This is a genomic window from Noviherbaspirillum sp. ST9, assembly GCF_048799745.1.
Classification (GTDB): Bacteria; Pseudomonadota; Gammaproteobacteria; order Burkholderiales; family Burkholderiaceae_D; genus Noviherbaspirillum.
In genome coordinates this window covers 89,598-108,172 of sequence record NZ_JBLWFR010000006.1, presented here as the reverse complement: position 1 = coordinate 108,172, position 18,575 = coordinate 89,598, and the positions used below count along the sequence as shown (strand labels likewise).

19 protein-coding genes are annotated in these 18,575 nt (G+C 64.8%); 11 read left to right on the top strand and 8 right to left on the bottom strand.

Features of this window, described 5'->3' with window-relative positions:
* Window positions 1-7: 7 nt before the first annotated feature.
* Window positions 8-484, top strand: a complete 477-nt coding sequence (locus ACNOHI_RS14925) for a VOC family protein (RefSeq protein WP_420475471.1) — start codon at window positions 8-10, stop codon at window positions 482-484.
* On the opposite strand, the gene ACNOHI_RS14920 is transcribed toward ACNOHI_RS14925, so the two are convergent.
* The 4 genes from ACNOHI_RS14920 to ACNOHI_RS14905 form a co-directional block, all read right to left on the bottom strand.
* A complete protein-coding gene (locus ACNOHI_RS14920; RefSeq protein WP_420475470.1) occupies window positions 477-1,175 on the bottom strand; it encodes a hypothetical protein in 699 nt (232 codons plus the stop codon). The two genes, ACNOHI_RS14925 and ACNOHI_RS14920, sit on opposite strands and share 8 nt — an antisense overlap.
* An 8-nt stretch (window positions 1,176-1,183) precedes the next feature.
* Window positions 1,184-2,047 carry a MipA/OmpV family protein gene (locus ACNOHI_RS14915; protein ID WP_420475469.1) on the bottom strand — a complete coding sequence of 288 codons (864 nt, stop codon included), beginning with the start codon at window positions 2,045-2,047 and terminating at the stop codon, window positions 1,184-1,186.
* Between the two features lie 85 nt (window positions 2,048-2,132).
* Window positions 2,133-2,291 carry a hypothetical protein gene (locus tag ACNOHI_RS14910; protein ID WP_420475468.1) on the bottom strand — a complete coding sequence of 53 codons (159 nt, stop codon included), beginning with the start codon at window positions 2,289-2,291 and terminating at the stop codon, window positions 2,133-2,135.
* Between the two features lie 44 nt (window positions 2,292-2,335).
* A complete protein-coding gene (locus ACNOHI_RS14905; protein WP_420475467.1) occupies window positions 2,336-3,643 on the bottom strand; it encodes a hypothetical protein in 1,308 nt (435 codons plus the stop codon).
* Window positions 3,644-3,819: 176 nt separating this feature from the next.
* On the opposite strand from ACNOHI_RS14905, the gene ACNOHI_RS14900 reads away from it, so the two are divergent.
* The 5 genes from ACNOHI_RS14900 (at window position 3,820) to ACNOHI_RS14880 (ending at window position 9,374) form a co-directional block, all read left to right on the top strand.
* The gene (locus ACNOHI_RS14900) at window positions 3,820-4,503 is read left to right on the top strand and encodes a response regulator (protein WP_420475466.1); all 684 of its coding nucleotides are present in this window, start codon (window positions 3,820-3,822) and stop codon (window positions 4,501-4,503) included.
* Entirely contained in the window at window positions 4,500-5,810 is a 1,311-nt protein-coding gene (locus tag ACNOHI_RS14895) for an ATP-binding protein (protein ID WP_420475465.1), read from the top strand. The genes ACNOHI_RS14900 and ACNOHI_RS14895 overlap by 4 nt, the downstream gene beginning before the upstream one ends.
* 64 nt (window positions 5,811-5,874) lie before the next feature.
* Window positions 5,875-6,285 carry an STAS domain-containing protein gene (locus ACNOHI_RS14890; protein WP_420475464.1) on the top strand — a complete coding sequence of 137 codons (411 nt, stop codon included), beginning with the start codon at window positions 5,875-5,877 and terminating at the stop codon, window positions 6,283-6,285.
* Entirely contained in the window at window positions 6,282-7,250 is a 969-nt protein-coding gene (locus ACNOHI_RS14885; protein ID WP_420475463.1) for an MBL fold metallo-hydrolase, read from the top strand. Before ACNOHI_RS14890 ends, ACNOHI_RS14885 begins: the two co-directional genes overlap by 4 nt.
* Window positions 7,251-7,262: 12 nt before the next feature.
* A complete protein-coding gene (locus ACNOHI_RS14880; protein WP_420475462.1) occupies window positions 7,263-9,374 on the top strand; it encodes a CHASE2 domain-containing protein in 2,112 nt (703 codons plus the stop codon).
* Here the strand turns inward: ACNOHI_RS14880 and ACNOHI_RS14875 are convergent.
* On the bottom strand, window positions 9,371-9,961 hold the full coding sequence (locus ACNOHI_RS14875; RefSeq protein ID WP_420475461.1) for an OmpA family protein: 591 nt from the start codon (window positions 9,959-9,961) through the stop codon (window positions 9,371-9,373). The two genes, ACNOHI_RS14880 and ACNOHI_RS14875, sit on opposite strands and share 4 nt — an antisense overlap.
* 1 nt (window position 9,962) lies before the next feature.
* A complete protein-coding gene (locus tag ACNOHI_RS14870; protein ID WP_420475460.1) occupies window positions 9,963-10,427 on the bottom strand; it encodes a FecR family protein in 465 nt (154 codons plus the stop codon).
* A 40-nt stretch (window positions 10,428-10,467) separates the two neighbouring features.
* On the opposite strand from ACNOHI_RS14870, the gene ACNOHI_RS14865 reads away from it, so the two are divergent.
* Entirely contained in the window at window positions 10,468-10,899 is a 432-nt protein-coding gene (locus ACNOHI_RS14865) for an ATP-binding protein (RefSeq protein ID WP_420475459.1), read from the top strand.
* Here ACNOHI_RS14865 and ACNOHI_RS14860 read toward each other — a convergent pair.
* Together ACNOHI_RS14860 and ACNOHI_RS14855 are read right to left on the bottom strand one after the other, a co-directional pair.
* On the bottom strand, window positions 10,886-12,592 hold the full coding sequence (locus tag ACNOHI_RS14860) for a potassium channel family protein (protein ID WP_420475458.1): 1,707 nt from the start codon (window positions 12,590-12,592) through the stop codon (window positions 10,886-10,888). The two genes, ACNOHI_RS14865 and ACNOHI_RS14860, sit on opposite strands and share 14 nt — an antisense overlap.
* Window positions 12,589-12,972: a DUF6394 family protein gene (locus tag ACNOHI_RS14855; protein ID WP_420475457.1), complete on the bottom strand. Its 384-nt coding sequence runs from the start codon at window positions 12,970-12,972 to the stop codon at window positions 12,589-12,591. The genes ACNOHI_RS14860 and ACNOHI_RS14855 overlap by 4 nt, the downstream gene beginning before the upstream one ends.
* A 186-nt stretch (window positions 12,973-13,158) precedes the next feature.
* On the opposite strand from ACNOHI_RS14855, the gene ACNOHI_RS14850 reads away from it, so the two are divergent.
* From ACNOHI_RS14850 to ACNOHI_RS14835, 4 genes are all read left to right on the top strand, one after another.
* Window positions 13,159-14,097, top strand: a complete 939-nt coding sequence (locus ACNOHI_RS14850) for a hypothetical protein (RefSeq protein ID WP_420475456.1) — start codon at window positions 13,159-13,161, stop codon at window positions 14,095-14,097.
* A gap of 138 nt (window positions 14,098-14,235) precedes the next feature.
* Window positions 14,236-15,279 carry an acyltransferase family protein gene (locus ACNOHI_RS14845; protein ID WP_420475455.1) on the top strand — a complete coding sequence of 348 codons (1,044 nt, stop codon included), beginning with the start codon at window positions 14,236-14,238 and terminating at the stop codon, window positions 15,277-15,279.
* A gap of 9 nt (window positions 15,280-15,288) precedes the next feature.
* Window positions 15,289-16,041, top strand: a complete 753-nt coding sequence (locus tag ACNOHI_RS14840) for a 2-keto-4-pentenoate hydratase (RefSeq protein WP_420475454.1) — start codon at window positions 15,289-15,291, stop codon at window positions 16,039-16,041.
* Window positions 16,038-18,509, top strand: a complete 2,472-nt coding sequence (locus ACNOHI_RS14835) for a DEAD/DEAH box helicase (protein WP_420475453.1) — start codon at window positions 16,038-16,040, stop codon at window positions 18,507-18,509. Before ACNOHI_RS14840 ends, ACNOHI_RS14835 begins: the two co-directional genes overlap by 4 nt.
* Window positions 18,510-18,575 lie beyond the last annotated feature (66 nt).

The window sequence follows — 18,575 nt, the reverse complement described above, 5'->3', positions numbered from 1 at the left end:
GGGTGTGATGACAAACAAGGTGAATCCGATCCCCGAGGGCTACCACACGTTGACGCCCTACCTGACGATCAGGAATGCCGCGGCGGCGCTGGATTTTTACAAGCGCGCGTTCGGCGCAGACGAAACCTTCCGGATCGCGAGCCCGGACGGCAAGGTCGGGCATGCGGAAATCCGCATCGGCAATTCGGCCATCATGCTGAGTGACGAGTTCCCCGAAATGGGTGCGAAGAGCCCCGAGTCGTTTGGTGGTTCGCCTGTCATGCTGCACCTGTACGTGGAAGACGTCGACGCGCTGGTCGACCGCGCGGTGAAGGCGGGCGGCAAGCTCGAACGGCCGGTCGCCGACCAGTTCTACGGGGATCGCGGCGGCATGATCACGGATCCCTTCGGCCATAAGTGGTGGATCGCCACACATGTGGAGGATGTGCCGCCGGACGAGCTCGAGCGGCGTTCGAAAGCGGCGTTCGGCGGTTCGCCTACCTGAACTCCGGCGCAATCGCGGCCGGGATGCCCTGTGTGAGCAGCGTGCCCTTGTCGGTACCCTCCGCGAAGCGGTAGGTGACGATCCGGAACGCGCCCGCCGCTGCGTCGGGGAACGCGCTGCCATCCTCTACCGGCAGCGCCGCGCTTGCGCCGCGCAATTTCACGACAGGCTCGACTCCGGTCCGTGCAAACGCAAAACGGACGCCCGCGCATTTCCTGTCCTGCACCGGCTTGCCGGCGTAGCGCAGGTAATCGAGCGCCTGTTCGCACGCGGACCGCAGTTCGGCAATCTCGTAGGCGCCATCCGCGCGCGGCACGATGGAGACGCGCGGCTGCAGCACGAACTGCCCCGCCTTGCGATTCAGCACGAGGCGGGCGTTGTCGTCATAGGCGGATTTCAGGAACGGAAAGACCGCGCGCCCGGCAGCATCCAGCGGCAGATTCAGTTGCGTCGCCGGTCCCGACAAGGCCAGCCGCACGCCATCCAGGGCCCCCCCCTTGTCCTTCGGCGACACCTGCAGATGGTTCTGGATCAGGTGCTTCGGCTTGCCGAATTTTTCAAAGCGGATCATCTGCCGGTAGGCATCGCGATAACTGAGCCATTCCACGTCCTGCGCATCGTCGGCCGCGTGTGCGCCTGCCGCTCCGAGAAGGAGCAGGAAGGCAAGCAGGAACGGGCGCGTGTTGGTCATGGATGCAGTCAGAAACGGTAGGCCAGTCCGGTGCGCACACCCATGCCGTTGCGGCGCTCCACATACGGACTGTCCGCAGCAGACCCCATAAGACGCGTTGCGGAGACCTGCGAGGTCAGCAGCCAGAGGTTACTGAGTTCCCAGTTCCAGTTGAGCGTGAGCTGCACGTCACGCACGCCGGACGACGCTGAATAGCTCACGTTGCTGCCCGACGCGACGGGGTCGACGCCAAACCATTCCTGCGTATACCGGCGGTTGGCCCAGGTCATGTTGGCCGACAGCGACAGGCGATGGTGCGTGGCGGGCGCAAAGGACTTCTGCACGCCGAGATTGAGCAGCAGGCCCTTATGGCTTTCGCCAATGCCGTAGAGGAAGTTGCCCGTCAGTCGCAGGCTCTCGTCGAGGTAGTAGTGGTAGAACGCGCCAGCGCCAGGCGTCGACCGGATGTCGGTGAACCGCAGCACGCGCACGCTGGGCGGCGCGAGCGCAGTGGATGCGCCCGCCATGTCGATTCCGCCGATGCCGGACAGCTTCTGCCTGCCGTTCGCGCTGCGGCCGGGCTCGATCGCCAGCAGCGGTCCGAATTCCACGCCGGGCTCTTCGGTCAGGTGCATGCCCATGCTCAGGCCGGACACGAAGAACCCGTTGCTCCATTGGACTTGCAACAGCGCAGCGGGGCGCGTCTCGCGCTCGTCGGCGCCTTTGTAGCGGGGGGCGTTGGCGGCACCGAGGCCGATGTACATATCCTTGCTGCCGTCGGGCATCATGCGCGCGGCGGGGGTTTGGGCGAACGTGGCCAGCGGCACTGCGGCGGCGATCATGAACAGGGCGCGAGGCATCTTGAAGCGGCGGGTCAGGACGGTGTGCGGCACGTGTTGAAATCTCCGGCGGTAAGTACGGTCCGGGTATTGTAGGGGCATTTCCTTCGGGCACGCCCCGCACGCCGCACGATTCGCGTCATCCCCGGATCCCCAGCACGGGCACGACGGCGGCGGGCCTGAATTGCGCGCGTTTCGCGTGTGCGTCCCTGCGGCCATCCTCTCCTCCAGGAACGCTCCCGCAGAGCAGCAGTACGAGCAGCAGCAGGCGCGCCGGCAGATGGTGGCGGTGTTTCATGGACTTGCGCGGCCGGGATACCCCGGCCCATCCTGCATGCGCTGTCAGGGCACCCTGACGAATTCGACCGGCAGGTTCGACGCTGGCAGCGTGACCAGGTCGTACTGGTTCATGACGACGGCGATGCACATCACGTTCGGTCCCGGATCGAGGACGCGGTAGGCGACTTCAATGCGCGCCGGATTGCTGCGCTGGGTGACGCCGATGATGGACGTGCTGCCGCACATCACCGATTCGCGTCCCATGAACACGCCTGCGACCATGCGCGTGGAAAAGTCGATCGCCGGAAGGGCGGCACGTCCTCCGCTATGCTCGCTCCAGAGCGAGTTCCAGTTTGCCGCATCCCGTACCGCGACGAAGCGTTTGTCCGTAATGTCGGACGAGAAGACGGACGGCGTGACACGCTCGAATTCGACACGGCCGGGATCGCACACGGTGGTCAGCCCGAGCGCGAGCGCCAGCCTGCCGCGAATGGCGCGCACGCCTTGCTGGAATTCGCTGGCACCGGCGACCTCGGCGCCGCAGCTGGTAACGAGGCGCTTCTTGCTGCCCTTGTGCTCGACCTCGATCCATTCGCGCCCTTCGTCCGCGCAATCCGGGCAGCCGACGGTGACGTCGGGAAGGGTCTGGAACGAGGCAACGAGCGCCTCCCATTCCTTCGTCGTGACGGGCGTCCATGTGCCGGACTGCGGTTGCGCCACGTCCTTCCGGCTGCTGACGCGCAGGCTTGCGCCATCCTGGCGGATTTCCGCCGTGCCCTCGCAGTTGTCGAGACACATGCCGAACGACCAGCCGGTGCGGATCACCAGTTCATCGGCCGGCCGTGCCGCCGCCTGCACGAATTCGACCGGCAGCGTGGATTGCGGCAGGGTAATCAGCACCGCGTGGTTGACGACGGCCGCCACGCAGACCGTGTTGGGCGCCGGAGGCGTATGGCGCCAGGTGACCTCGATGCGCGCCGGGCCTTCCTTCTTCTTCACGGAATCGATCGACAACGTATCGCAGGCGCCTGCCATGCCGAGGTACACACCGGCGACCATGTTGCGCATGAAATCGACCGGCGGCACGGGCCTGCTGGCAAGGCCCGCGCCCGCGTGCTCGGCCCACAGGCTGCTCCAGGCGTCGGCATCGCGCGCGACCACGGTGCGCTTCTGATCGACGGCGGTCTGCGAAAGTGCGGACGAGAATACCTGGAACGGCACGCCCGTCGCGACTTGCGGCAGGATGCCGGTCATCGGCGCGGACGTTTCGGAAACGGTACTGCCCGCGCTGCCGGATCCGCCGCCACAGGCGGCCAGGAGCAGCGCAGCGGACGCCGACAGGGCGGCCAGGAAAAGACGCTTGCCTTTCATTGTTGTTTTTCCTTCAAAAATGGGATGGAGACGATCGCCATGTTTTGCATCCTAGTCTCTGTGCCGATCAGATTCCCCCTCCGCCTGTCGTGACTTTGTCATGAATTTGTACACCGCGATTCCCCATGCCGCAAGGAAGCGCGCGGTCTTATACAATTCCCGCAGGGAGAAATGCCATGTACCGATTAATGCTCGTCGAAGACGATGAAAAACTGTCCGCGCTGGTCGCGGAGTACCTCGCGGGCTACGAGTTTTCCGTCGATGTCGTCTCGCGCGGCGACGCGGCTTTGCCGCGCTTCCGCGAGCTGCGGCCGGACATCGTCGTGCTGGACCTGATGCTGCCCGGGCTGGACGGCATGCTGGTGTGCCGGCAATTGCGTGCAATCAGCAATGTGCCGATCCTGATCCTGACGGCGCGTGAAGACACCTTCGACGAAGTGTCCGGCCTGGAGCAGGGCGCGGACGATTACATCAACAAGCCGGTGCAGCCGCGCGTGCTGCTGGCCCGCCTGCGCGCGCTGCTGCGCCGGGGACAACCGGCAACGCGCAGCGACGACCTCGTCTTTGGCGCATTCCAGCTCTCGCGCGAGAATCGCACGGTGACCTGGCGCGGCCGGCCGGTGTCGCTCAACAGCACCGAATTCAAGCTGCTGCTGGTGCTGGCGGAATCGGCGGGACACGTCATGTCGCGCAACGACATCCTGCTGAAGATGCGCGGCATCGAATTCGACGGCCTCGACCGCAGCATCGACAACTGCGTATCGCGCCTGCGCCGCAAGCTCGACGATAACGATGGCGAGCGCATCAAGACCGTGTGGGGCGAAGGCTATCTGTTCAGCCCCTCCGCCTGGGACGCATGAACCGGATTTTCTTCCGGATTGTTCCACTGATCCTGTTCGCCATTGCGGTCGCGGCCTTCGCGATCTATTTTGCGATCCGTTATGCCTTCGGCGATCCGCTGGAAGACATTGCGCGCAAGCAGGCCTCCGGGCCGATCTTCCTCCTCGAGCAGTACATCGACCAGGCGCCGGCCGACGAATGGCTGGTGCGGCTGAACAAGGTGCGGGAAGTGTCGGGCCTGCGTCTTGAACTGATCTCCATCGATGCGGCGAAGTCAATGCTTTCCACGGAGACGCACGATGCGCTGTCGCGCGGAACGCTCGTGCTCGACATCGCCGGCAAGGCGTTTTACCGCCGTGTCGATCTTGCCGGCGAACGCTACGTCGGCAGCGACGAGGAAGTGCTGCAGGTGAGCGGCCTGCCGATCGACGTCGGCCTGGAACTGGAGATGGAATTGCTCCGCTATGCGATCGTCGCGCTATGCGTGCTGGTGCCGATCGGCATCTGGTCGCGACGGCACTGGCTGGAATTGCTCGCGCTGTCGAGGGTAGCTGACAGACTCGGCGCGGGAGAATTGACCACGCGCGCATCGACTCGTCCCTCGTCCGCACTGTTTCCGCTGGCGACCCGCATGAACGAGATGGCGGGACGAATCCAGGAACTGCTGGGCGCGCACAAGAACCTGCTGCATTCGGTATCGCACGAGTTGCGTACGCCGATCTCGCGTATCGGCTTCGGCCTGGAATTGCTGCGCGGTGTGAAGGACCGCGACGACCTGGAGACGCGTGTCGACGTGCTCGAAGAGGACGTGCAGGAGCTGGAGGCGCTGGTCAACGAGCTGCTGGACCTGGCAAGGCTGGACCAGGGGCTGGTGTTACGCGCCGCGCCGTTTTCCATCGATGACATGCTGCGCGACTGCGCGGGCAAGCTGGCGCACGCGCTGGCGGGCAAGGAGTTCACGCTGGCGATTCCGGACGCGCTCGGGGAACTGGCGGGCGATCGCAAGCTGGTTGCTCGGGCGGTGAGCAACGTCCTGTCCAACGCCGCCAAGTATGCAAACGGGCGGATCGTCCTGAGCGCGACGGAAGCAGACGGCATGATCGATATCGCGATTGACGACGACGGACCCGGCATTCCACTTCAGGAACGGGAACAGGTATTTGAGGCCTTCCATCGCCTCGACCGCAGCCGCGACCGCACCACCGGGGGCTTCGGACTCGGCCTGGCGATTGCGGCCAGGGCGATCCAGTTGCATCGCGGCCGCATCGCCGTCGACGACTCGCCGCTGGGCGGCGCGCGCTTCGTACTGCGCCTCCCAAAGCCTTGAAAATCGGAAATTATTATTCCGGCAATTTGCTACACTTATCCATGGAAACTGATCCAGGACAAGTTTGTCGCGATTTGTCCTGGCCGAGCGCATCATCAACGCAGGCCAGATTATGGAACTCCACACCCGCGAGGAAGGCAACGCCGTCATCCTCAGCCCAGAGGGGCGCATCGATCATACCCATGCCGAATCCTTCCAGCGTGGGCTTGAACCAAAAGTGAGTGCCTGCACTCGCGGCGGCAAGGCACTGATCCTCGATTTCTCCGGCGTCACCTTCATCAGCAGCATTGGCCTGCGCGCCCTCATGATCGCCGCCAAGCAGGTCAAGGCCCAGGGTGGGCGCATGATCCTGACCGAACTCACGCCGCTGGTGCGGGAAGTGTTCCAGATCAGCCGTTTCGACCTGCTGTTCGACATCCAACCCAGCCTCGATGCCGCACTGGCGGCGCTTTCCTCCGAGGGAGGCGCGTCATGAAAGTACGCATCTGGGGCGCGCGCGGCTCGCTGCCGGTGGCGCTCAACAGCCGACAGGTCCGCGCCAAGCTGGTCGCAGCGCTGGAAGGCGCGATCGGACGCAACCTCGACAACGCCGACAAGATCGCGCATTACGTCGACCATGAGCTCGGCTTCGATGTCCGCGGCACGTTCGGCGGCAATTCCAGTTGCGTGGAAGTGGAAGTCTGGGATCCAGCCGCCAGCAAGGAGCATGTGATCCTCGACCTGGGCAGCGGCGTGCGGCCCTTTGGCAACGCCATGATGGCACGCTACGGCGCAGGCGCACCGCAGACCTACCATGTGTTCATGTCCCACCTGCACTGGGACCACATCATGGGTTTTCCCTTCTTCACGCCGGCGTACATTCCCGGCAACCGCATCATCATTTACGGCTGCCACAAGGAGCTGGAAACAGCCTTCCGCCGCCAGCAGGAGCCGATCAGCTTTCCGGTGTCGTTTTCCCAGCTCGGCGCGACTATCGAATTCAGGATCATGGAGCCTGGTGAACCGATCACGATCAACGGCCTGCGCGTGACGGCCAAGCTGCAGCTGCACCATGGCGACTCCTACGGCTACCGGCTCGAGCACGAGGGGCGCTCGCTGATCTACAGCACCGATTCCGAACACAAGCTCGACCGGCCGGAAGAGCGCGAGAGTTTCGTCCGCTTCTTCCGCGATGCCGACCTGGTGATCTTCGATGCCATGTACTCGCTGGCCGATTCGATTTCGGTCAAGGCCGACTGGGGACATTCGAGCAACGTGGTCGGCGTCGACCTGTGCCAGGCAGCCGGGGTGCGCAAGCTCTGCCTCTTTCATCACGAACCGATCTACGACGACGCCCGCATCGCCCGGGTGCTGGCGGAAACCCGGCGCTACGCGGAAATCACGGGCGAGGCGCCGCTCGACATCGTGTCGGCCTACGATGGCATGGAAATCGACCTCTGACGGGCGGCGTCCATGCTGCCGGACCTGATCTCCAGCACGCTGCTCCGGCTGCGTGCGCGGCAGGGCCGGCCCTTCGGCCTGGCGCTGCTCGTGCTGATGGCCCTGCTGCTGATCCTGTTGCCGAATGGGCCGCTGCCCGCGATGCGCCTCGCGCTGTTCGATGCGTGGCAAGTCCTGATGCCGCGCGAACGCCTGTCGGGGCCGGTGCAGATCATCGCCATTGACGAAGCGTCGCTCAAGGAATTCGGCCAATGGCCCTGGCCGCGCACCCGGCTCGCCGCCCTGATCGACCGCATCGCGGCACAGCAGCCGCTAGCCATCGGGCTGGATATCATCATGCCCGAACACGACACCAGTTCACCGGAAGCCGTTGCCGCCACGCTCGGGCAGGAACACGCGACGCTCAAAGCCTCTCTCAAGACATTGCCGGCGCATGACGACATTCTCGGCACCGCACTCCAGCGCGCGCCGGTGGTACTCGGGGCCGCCGGCTTCGATGTGCCTGCAGCGGGCACGACCGGGGCGCTGCGCCTGTGGCCGGTGCATGCGCAAGGCGGCGATGCGCTTTCGCATGTGCGGCGCTTTCCGCAAGCACTGGCCAGCCTGCCGGCACTGCAGGCGTCGGCCAAGGGGCAGGCTTTGTTGTCGGCCGACCTGGAAAAGGGCGTCGTACGGCGCGTGCCGATGGTAGGCGCCATTGGCGATGCGTTGTTGCCGGCGCTTTCACTGGAGTTGCTGCGTGTCGCGACCGGCACGTCGGCGGTGGAAGTCGTGCTCGACGGTCATGGCATCGACAGCGTCGGCGTGGGCGACCTGAACGTGCCGGTCCAGCCGAATGGTGCGGTATGGGTGCATTTCTCGCGCCCTGCGCCCGGACGCTATCTGTCCGCCTTCGACCTCATGCGCGGCAACCTCGATCCCGCCGCCTTGCAGGATAAAGTCGTGATCGTCGCGCTGACCGGCCTCGGCCTGATGGATTACAAGACCAATGCACGCGGTGATTTCCTGCCGGGCGTGGACGTGCATGCGCAGCTCATCGAAAGCTTCTTCGATGGGCGCTTCCTGCAGCGTCCGGTGTGGATGCCATGGGTGGAACTGATGGTGCTGCTCGGCTTCGGACTGCTCCTGATCTGGTCGGTGCCCAAGCTGGGTCCGCGATTGGCCCCACTGCCTGCCGTTGGAATCTCGCTCGCCCTGTTCAGCGGGAGTGCTTTGCTGTTTTCCGCGGCAGGGCTGCTGTTCGATGCCGTCACGCTGTTTTGCGGACTGGCGATGCTGTTCTTCAGCCTCTTTGGCAGCATGCTGCTGGCGGAAGTGCGCGAGCGCCAGCAAAGCGAGCGCGCACTGCAGGTGGCGCGCGAGTCGGCGGCGCGGGTGGCGGGCGAACTCGATGCCGCGCGGCGCATCCAGATGGCGACGCTGCCCTCCGCTGCCACCGCCTTTCCCGGCGAAACCCGCTTCGCGCTCGACGCGCTGCTGGAACCGGCGCGTGATGTCAGCGGCGACCTCTACGACTTCTTCATGCTCGACAGGCGCCGCCTGTTTTTCCTGATCGGCGACGTGTCGGGCAAGGGCTTGCCGGCAAGCCTGTTCATGGTGGTGGCGAAGGCACTGTCGAAGAGCATCGCGCTGCGCGCGGCGGACGACGTGGCCGCCATCGTCAACCGCGCCAACCAGGAGCTGGGCCGCGAAAATCCCGAGATGCTGTTCGTCACCGGCGTAGCCGGCATCCTCGACGCGGATACCGGCGAACTGACGCTGTGCAATGCCGGGCACGACGCACCGCGCCGGCTGCTTCCGGATGGACGAATCGAGCACTTGCCCAATGCCGACGGCCCGCCGCTCTGCGTGATCGAGGATTTCGCGTATCCGGTGCGGCGCTATCACATGCAGCCGGGGGAATGCCTGTGCCTGACCACGGATGGGATTACCGAGGCGATGGATGCCGAGGGCGTTCTCTATGGGAGCGAGCGGCTGGACGAGCTGCTGCGCGCCACGGCGCAGCGCGGTTGTGTGACACCTTCCGTTGTTGTGGAATCCGTGCGGGAAAGCGTGCGCGCCCACGTGGGCGGCGCCGACGCATCGGATGACCTGACGCTGATGGTCCTGCAGTGGAAGGGTTAGCGCACCCGGATTTCGACGCGGCGGTTCTTCGGCTCGTCGACTTCGTCGGCGGTCGGGACCAGCGGTTCGCGCTCGCCACGGCCGGCGATGACAATGCGTTCGTGCGGGATGCCGGTATCCACGAGAACCTGCCGCATCGCTTCGGCCCGCTTGATCGACAGCGCGTCGTTGAATTCCAGCGTGCCGACGCGGTCGGTGTGTCCGACGACGATGATTTCGGGAGCGGCGTGCTGCGCCAGTTCGTTCTTGATACGCTCCAGCAGCGGCACGGAATCAGGCACGAGGACATCGGTGCCTGTCTCGAAGTAGAGCGTGAAGGAGACTGCCGCCGGCGGCAGCGCAGCGAGTGTCGCGCGGTAGCGTCCCCTGACCGAATCCGCTTTCTCGGACGTCGCGGAAACAGCGCCGCCGCCGCCAATGCCGGCCATCTGGTAGGGCGTGTCGATCACGGTTTCGCCCTTCGCCGTTTTGACCACCACGGCGCTCGGCGTGCCGTCCTGGTTGGGCAGGAGGATGACGCGTTCCGGCGGCACCGACTGCGCGATGATCATGGCGCCGAACGCCAGCAAGGCAAGGATGACGCCCATGTCATTCGCCTCCTTCGCCGGCGTCGATGACGAACTCGGTACCGCGTACGCCGAGGATTGCGCTGGGGGTATTGAATTGCACCGCGTTCGGCGATTGCTTCGACAGCTTTCCAGAAATCACGCCGAGCGTGCCGCGCTTGACGGTCGCCTGCAGGGTGCCTTGATGGGTGGTGGAATCGAAAGCGAACTTGTCCAGCGACATCGTGCTGTTGGGACCGACGGAGAGCATGGTGTCGTCGCGCAGCGTGATGCCCACGCTGCCGTCGGCGGCGGTAATGATGCGGTCCTTGCTGAACAGTTTGTCTCCGGGCTGCGCCGCTGTCTTGCGGCCGTCGCGCTCGACGTGTGCAGTTCCCTTGGTGCGCTTGACCATGCCTGCCGGCAGGTCCTCTGCAAGGGTTTGAAGCGGGATGGCGGCGAGGCTCGCCAAGAGCCATGATGCGGCTATTTTCTTGCTGTGCGGCATCTTTCTTCTCCTTCTTCTCCTTGAAGGATAATATGCCACTATGGAGCCGACGGGAAATAGTTTCCTTGAATACAGCGAGGGCGCAGTCGCGCGCTTCGACGCGCGCCTCGATGCATTGCCTGCGGCCGTGGAATTTGCGCACGCGGCATTGCGCCTGGCCGGTATACCTCAAGAGCGCGTGTCGCGCTGCGACCTCGTGCTGGAGGAGCTGTTCCGCAACAGTGTCCTGCACGGCCATGGCGGCGACAGTGCCCACTCGATCTGGATCGGCATTGAAGACAGCGCACTGTGGTACGAGGATGAAGCGCCCGCCTTCGATCCGCTGTCGGCTGCGCTGCCCGACGGCGGCGCGGTGCGGACCGTCGAGGAACAGCGCGTGGGCGGCGTCGGCCTGATGCTGATCCGGGAGTTGCCGTCGCAGGTCGCGTACTTCTACCGCAACGGACGCAACCGCCTCGTCATTGTTCCCTAGCTTCCTTTTTTCCGAACAACGCGCGCCATACCCATCCGCCGCGCTGGTCGCGCCCGGTGAGGACGTAATCCAGTGCATTCGCGTTCTTCAGCGTCAGGTCCAGCACCGAACGCACCTCGCGCTTGCCGGCGAGGAGCATCGCATCGTCCTCCTGCAGCATGAATTCGTCGTTCGGCAGCAGGAACGCCTGTCCCGCCCGCTCGACCATCAGGACCACGCCCTGCAATGCCGCGTCGCGGTCGGCGTTGTCCCGCATGAGGTCGCCGATGGTAATGTTCCGCTTGCCTTGCAGTGCCTTGCACACGGCCGGTGAAGTCGCTGGCGCGATGCGGACGTCCCAGACCTGCGGCACCAGCCCCTCGCAAACGGCTTCCAGGTGCATGGCCAGTGTTTTGCTCCAACTTTGCTTTGCCTTTCGCACCGCGACCAGGAAGCGCGCCAGCAGGGGGGTCGTCAGAATGGAAATGCATTCCTGCGCCACCACCCGCGTGTGCACCATGCTGAAGTCGGCGCGGAAGGTTTCAAACAGCAGGTCGTTGGCTGCCTGGTTCTGGCGTGCAACCACGTACAGGTTCGAGTTGAGCTGCTTGGCCATCATTGCGATGGAAAGGTTGGCGACGTCGTTGTTGCTGCCCGCGACGATGCCGGCCGCTTCCATCACGCCGGCCTCGTGCAGCACGCCGGCTTCGGTGGCCGAGCCAGCGACGAGGCGCCCGTTCTCGGGACCGGTGGCATCGGGGTCGACGACGGTGAGTTCGATGCCGGGCAAGGACATGAAACGCGACACCGCCTGCCCGAAGTGGCCGAAGCCGCAAACGATCCACTTGCCGCGCGGCGGACGGTGGACGGCCGGCAGCGGCGAACCCGGCAGACCGGTGAGGATCTCGATCAGGCGGAAGGCTTCCGGCGCGGAGACGGCGAGCGCGAGGTATTCGGCGAAGCGCTCGTAGGCATTGACGATATGGTGCGTGCCGAAGGACCGCATGTTCTCGGCCACCGCCGGGCTGCGCACGCGCGTGAGCACGGCAATCTCCGGATTGAGCAGGCGCACGTTGATGGCGATGGCGAGGTTGCATTCGTCGTCGTTGGTGACCGCCAGCACGCCCCGGCATTTCGCGTGCCGCACGCCGGCCATCAGCAGGTTGACCGACAGGCGCGCATCCGCGGCCAGCGCCGGATCGTTGGTCTTGAAGTCTTCCAGGTCCAGTTCCTCGATGCGCTGCGCATCCTTGTCGAGGATCACGAAGTCGAAGCCCATCAGGTCCAGCGCGCGGCAGATCAGTCCGCCGGTCTCGCCGCAGCCGCAGACGAGGTAGAAGGGCGTCTGGATGCGCGACACGCGGCGCGCGAAACGCGAGGCGACCAGCGTGTGCTGGAAGGACTTGTCCTGCAGGAGCGACAGCAGGGTCAGCACCGAGTAGGTCCAGCCGATGACGGTGATGTAGATGCACACCGTCACCCACAGCCGCTGCGCATCCGAGAATGCCTGGGGGATTTCGCCGAAGCCGATGGTGGTCGCGGTGTAGCTGATGAAATAGAACGCGTGGAAGAAACTCAGCGGCGGAGCAGGCGTGCCGTCGGCATTCACCCCGGGCACCAGCGTCAGGCCCAGGATCGCGATCGCGTAGAACACGATCAGCGCGATCAGCGGCGCGCGCATGCGCCGCAGCACCAGGAAGAAAACGCTGTTCATCGACGCATCATCACCGTTTCGACGATGAGGATGACGACCGAGATGATATTGGCCAGCAGCGCGCCGCCCGACAGCGACACTACGCTTGCCGTGATTTCCGGCGTCATGCCGGTGCCGGTGACATGCACGGCAACGGCCCAGGTGACGGCGGCGGCGATCAGCTGGATGTCGGCCACCAGGCTGGTCGACAGGTGCACCGCGCCGATCTGGGTGCGGTCGCCGAACTTGAGCACGGTGGCGATCATGTTGACGACGATCGCGGCGAAGAGCTCGTACACGTTATGCAGCTCGGCACGCTCGATGTCGCCGACGAAGAAGCCGAAATTGAGCGTTGCAGCGAAGACAATGAAGAACGCGAAGACGACCTTTTCGAGATTCATGGCTTTCCTTTTCTTGTTGTGCGGGACGATGGTCCGAAGACGTAATGATACAGATGGAAACACGCCGTTCCCCGGCTGCGTGAAGTTTGCCTTCGAAAGTGTTGAACTCCGTCAAGTTTCCCTGGACTAACGTCCTTTCACTCGCGCGCATGCGCGGGGTACGCAATCCAATCGGGAGGACAGACCATGCAAGTCAGACATTTTTTCGCCGCGCTCATGCTCGCATTCGGTATCGGCCAGCAAGCCTTGGCAGAGGAACCGAAAAAGCCGGACGTGCAACAGGAAATGCAGCAGGCGCCTGTTGCGCAGGAACAAGCCGCGACAAGCACGCCGGCGGAGGAAAAGCCGGCTGCGGCCGCAGAGGCGCCTGTCGCACCGGCGACACCCGTCGTCCGTGCAGAGGTGGCAAATCCGCCGTCGGAGGCGTCTGCCTCGCCGGACTGGATTCATTCCTTCTTCTATGACGTCAAGGTGACGGATGTCCTGCTCGCCGTGTTCGCCGGCCTGCTGGTGCTGCTCGGCCGCGACCTTGCCCGTCGCATGCGCGACGCGGTGTCGGCGGCAAAGGACAGTGCCGCCGTCGCGGAAAAAAGCGCCACTGTCGCCGAGAAGAGCGCCCGCGTGGCGGAAGACGCCCTGATCTCCGGGCAGCGCGCCTTCATGTTCATCCGCGAGATCAAGACCTACCTGCACCAGGATCCGGCCACCGGCCAATTCCACTGGACCATCCACCCGATCTGGGCCAACAGCGGCAACACGCCGACGCGTGGCCTGTCGATCAACACCTCCTACCGCCTGCTGGATGCGCCGCTGCCGGCCGGCTACGACTTCCCCGAGTCGCAGGAGGACCTGATCCCCACCATTGCCGGGCCGCGCAGCATGGTTGAAGCCGTGTCGGGCACCCTCAGCAGCGAAGACCTCGCCGCGGTCAAGGAAGGCCGGAAGTTCTTCTACATCTGGGGCTGGGCCGAGTACCACGACATTTTCGAAGGCACGAAGAAGCGTGTGACCCGCTTTTGCAACCAGCTGATCGAGGTCGACGGCGATCCGGCTGCCCCCGTGAACGAGCACAACCCGCTGCAGATGATGTTCGGCTTCCATGCCGAAAACAACTACGCGGACTGAGCGTCGCGGAAGGGACGAGGAAGGGCGGACAGGGATGTCCGCCCTTTTTCATTGGCGAGGCCAGCCCCGGTGCCTCGGGTAGAATTGCGGCATCTCGGGCAGTCGCCGTTGCGATTGCAAAAGCAAGCGGCAGGCGACATGAACCACGGCGATCTCTCCAGGCAGAACAATTTCGATTTCTTGCGTATCGTCGCGGCGTTCCTCGTCCTGGTGAGCCACCAGTTCGCGCTGAATGGCCTGCCGGAACCCGCGGTCTTCAACATGAGCCTCGGCACCTTCGCGGTGCTGATCTTTTTCTCGGTCAGTGGCTTCCTGGTGTCGCAGAGCTGGCGGCATGATCCGCACGCGCTGCGCTTCCTGCTCAAGCGCTTCCTGCGCATCTGGCCGGGACTGGCGGCAGTCACCGTGGCCGCGGCTTTCGTCCTCGGGCCGCTGGTGTCCACGCTCGATGCGCAGACCTATTTTGCGCATCCCGACCTGCGCGACTTCCTGCGCAACCTGAAGGTCACGACCATCCGCTACGTGTTGCCCGGCGTGTTCGACGCCAACCCGCACCCGCGCGCCGTCAATGGCTCCTTGTGGACGATTCCGCTGGAGGTACGCTGCTACTTCGCGCTGCTGGCGGCCGGCGTCGTCGGACTCATGGCACGGCGGTGGACGGTGGCGCTGGGAACGCTTGCCTGTGCGATTTACTTTTTCGGCTTTGCCTTCGATCCGAAGAACTACCAGGTCCACTTCGCGCTCTATTTCTTCGCCGGGGCGTGCCTCGACCTGTACCGGCGCATGTGGGAAGTGCAACCCGTGCGGCTGCTCGTGGCGGCCGGCGCGGCATCGCTCGCTTTTCATCTGCTCGGGGCGCAGCATGTTGCGTTGCTGTGCATGATTCCGGCGCTCGTCGTGTTCATCGGCACGCGGTCCACGCCGGTGCTGAACCGCTTCGGCAGGTTTGGCGATGTGTCCTACGGGGTGTATATCTATGCGTTTCCGGTGCAGCAGACAGTGGTGTGGATGGCAAGCAAGGACTTCCCCTTCATGGCGGGACTGGTGATCGCCTCTGTCGTCACGCTCGCCTGTGCCTTCCTGTCGTGGCACCTGGTCGAGCATCCCGCCTTGCGGCTGAAGGCGCGCCTGCCGGGCAGGTTTGCCATTCCCGCCTTGTTCCGGCGTTCGGCCGGTGAATAGGTTCCGATTATGTCTCCTTCCAAAGTCGCGCAAGCAGCCTCGCTCCTCGCATCACGGCGCCGGCTCGGCGAACCGGGCGCACTTCTGCCCGCATCGCTACGCCCAGCGGATATCGACGACGCCGTTGCCATCCAGTCTCTCGTCATCGACGAGCTTGGCGATCGCATCGGCGGCTGGAAATGCGGCCTCTCCCCCGAGAATCCGGTCGTCATGGCGCCTGTCCCCGCCGGCACGATCCATCATGCCAGTCCCTGTCCCGTATGGGCGGCGGCAGGCCAGGTGCGTGTCGAACCGGAACTTGCCTTCGTCCTTGGCCATGAACTGCCGCCGCGCGATCGGCCGTATACACCTGCCGAGGTCGACGCCGCCATCGCAAGCGTCCACCTCGCGCTCGAACTGATCGGCAGCCGCTATGCCGATCCGGGTGCGGCCAGCATGACCGATCACCTCGCGGATGGCCTCCTCAACCAGGGCATGCTGATCGGCCCGCGCGTCGACGTCACCCCCGGCGCGATGACGATCGACGTGCACCGGGAAGAAGGGCGCGGACTTAACCTTGAGGGCAAGCACCCGAACACCGATCCGCGCGCGCCGCTGTACTGGCTTGCCGAATTCCTGCGCAGCAAGGGAAGGGGACTGCAGGCAGGACAGGCGGTGATTACCGGGTCGTATGCCGGCAGTTTCGAGGTGCCGGTCGACGAAGAGGTTGAAATCCGCTTCGGGGAACTCGGCAGCATCAAGGCGCACTTCACGCCGAAATGATCGATGCCTCCCGGCTTGTCGGACGGTTCCGTCCTCGCCTGACGCTGCAAACCTTGACGCGCGGCGATGGCCTGCTGGGCATGCGGCCTTCCGGCCCTTTTGGCCCGCGCGGCGCCAGCGTCACCGTGGCACAGATCGACTGGCTCTACAGCGCGGAGAATGGCATGCGCTGGGAAATCCCCGCGCCGTCCGGCCTCCTGAACCGCCGTCCCGCGTCCGCCCATTTCCTTGAAGATGCGCAAGGCCAGCGCGTGCTCCTGCGCGACCTCGATGCGGAAGCCGACGCGCTCGACCGCGTCTGGGAACTCGGCCTGCATCCCCTGCCGCTGGAAGCGCTGCAATGGCGCAGCGACGATGCGTGTACCTTGCGCGGCCCGCTGTGGACGCTGGTGCAGGAGGACCATTTCGGCGACTTCTGGGCCGATGAATTGCCGGCGCTGCAGGCGGAAGGATGGTCCGTGGTGGTGCGTCCCGGCTTTGCCCACGAGAGCGTGCCCGTCGAAGCCTGGCATCTGATCGTCCATCCCGTCACCGGCGAGGTGACGGGCAAGGAAGTCGCTTCGCGCCTGCGCGGACGCACGCCTGCCCTCATGCCCCTTGACCGCACAGCGCATGAAGGTTCCTGGATGCTGACGCTGGGCATCGAGATCGAGGGCCAGATGATGGACGTCGTGCCGCTGCTGGCCAACCTGCTGCAGCGCGACGCGCGCTGGCTCGATGCGCAGCAGGTTGCGGCAATCGGCGACCACGAACTGGTGCGCCTGCGCGCGCCCGGCGGCAAGCGCATCGATGCCATGGCGGGACCCATCAAGGCGATCGTCTCCGGCATGCTGGACCTGCTGACCGATACGAAGCGCTCCGAGGGCCCGCTGCTGCTGTCATCGTGGGATGCGGCCCGCTTCGATGCGATGTGCGCGAGCCTGCTGGAAACGCAGGCCGAACGCGCCGGGTCTCACGGCACATGGCAACTGCAAGGCGAAGCGGGATTGCGCGCACTAGCACAGAAGCTGGCGAAGTCCGGCGCGCCGCAAGCGGTCGAAGCGCCTGCCGGCCTCGGCATCACGCTGCGTCCGTATCAGCTGCACGGCGTCGCCTGGCTGCAATACCTGCGCGAGCATCATCTCGCCGGCATCCTCGCCGACGACATGGGGCTCGGCAAGACCGCGCAGGCGCTCGCGCATCTGCTGATCGAAAAGCAGTCGGGCCGGCTCGATCGTCCGGCGCTGGTCGTGCTGCCCACCTCATTGCTGTTCAACTGGCAGGCAGAAGCGAAGCGCATCGCTCCCGCGCTTCGCGTGCTCACCCTGCAAGGTGCGGCTCGCGCGGAAGACTTTCACCGGATGGCCGGGCATGACGTCGTGCTGACCACCTATCCGCTGCTGTGGCGCGACCTGTCCGCGCTGTCGTCCCAGCCGTTCCATATGCTGATCCTCGACGAGGCGCAAACAGTCAAGAATGCGGCGAGCCGGGGTGCGCATGCAGTGCGTCGCATCCAGGCGCGGCACCGTCTATGCATCACCGGCACGCCGCTCGAAAACCACCTTGGCGAACTCTGGACGCAATTCGATTTCCTGATGCCCGGCTTCCTCGGCGATGCGCGCAGTTTCATGCGGCAATGGCGCAGGCCCATCGAAGTCAATGGCGAAACGCTGCGTGCCCGATTGCTCGCCCAGCGTGTGCGGCCTTTCATCCTGCGGCGCCGCAAGGATGACGTGGCCGCTGAACTGCCGCCACGGTCCGACGTGATCAAGCGCGTGCAACTGCAGGGCGCCCAGCGCGACCTGTACGAAAGCGTGCGCGTTGCCGCCGACGAACAGGTGCGCCGCGTCCTGCAGCGCAAGGGCTTCGCCGGTGCGCAGATGACGATCCTCGACGCCCTGCTGAAGCTGCGGCAGGTCTGCTGCGATCCGTATCTCGTCAAGGGCGTCGCGCACCCGGAAAAGATGGAGCGCGCAAAGATCGCCATGTTGCGCGACATGCTTCCGGCGCTGGTTGCGGAAGGTCGGCGCATCCTGGTGTTCTCGCAATTCACGGAAATGCTGGACCTGATTGCGCTGGAACTGCAGGCCATGCCATTGCCGTCGCTGGCGCTGACCGGCAAGACCCCGCCTTCGGAACGGAGCGCCCTCATCGCCCGCTTCCAGGACAGGCAAGTCCCCATCCTGCTCATCAGCCTGAAGGCTGGCGGCGTGGGACTCAATCTCACCGCAGCCGATACGGTCATCCAGGTGGACCCGTGGTGGAACCCCGCGGTGGAAGAGCAGGCGATCGCCCGATCGCACCGCATAGGACAGACGCAGAACGTGTTTGTCTACAAGCTGGTGGTCGAGGGGAGTATCGAAGAACGCATCCTGGAGCTGCAGCAACGCAAGGCATCGCTCGTCGATGGCGTGCTCGGGAGCGATGAAGCGCTGGCGCGCAAATTCGATGCGGACGATCTGCGCCTGCTGCTTGCACCACTGGGATAACACTGCCTGCCGCATCAATTATTGACGTGCGGAAATGAACCGCATCCCTGCCTTGACTGCGGATAA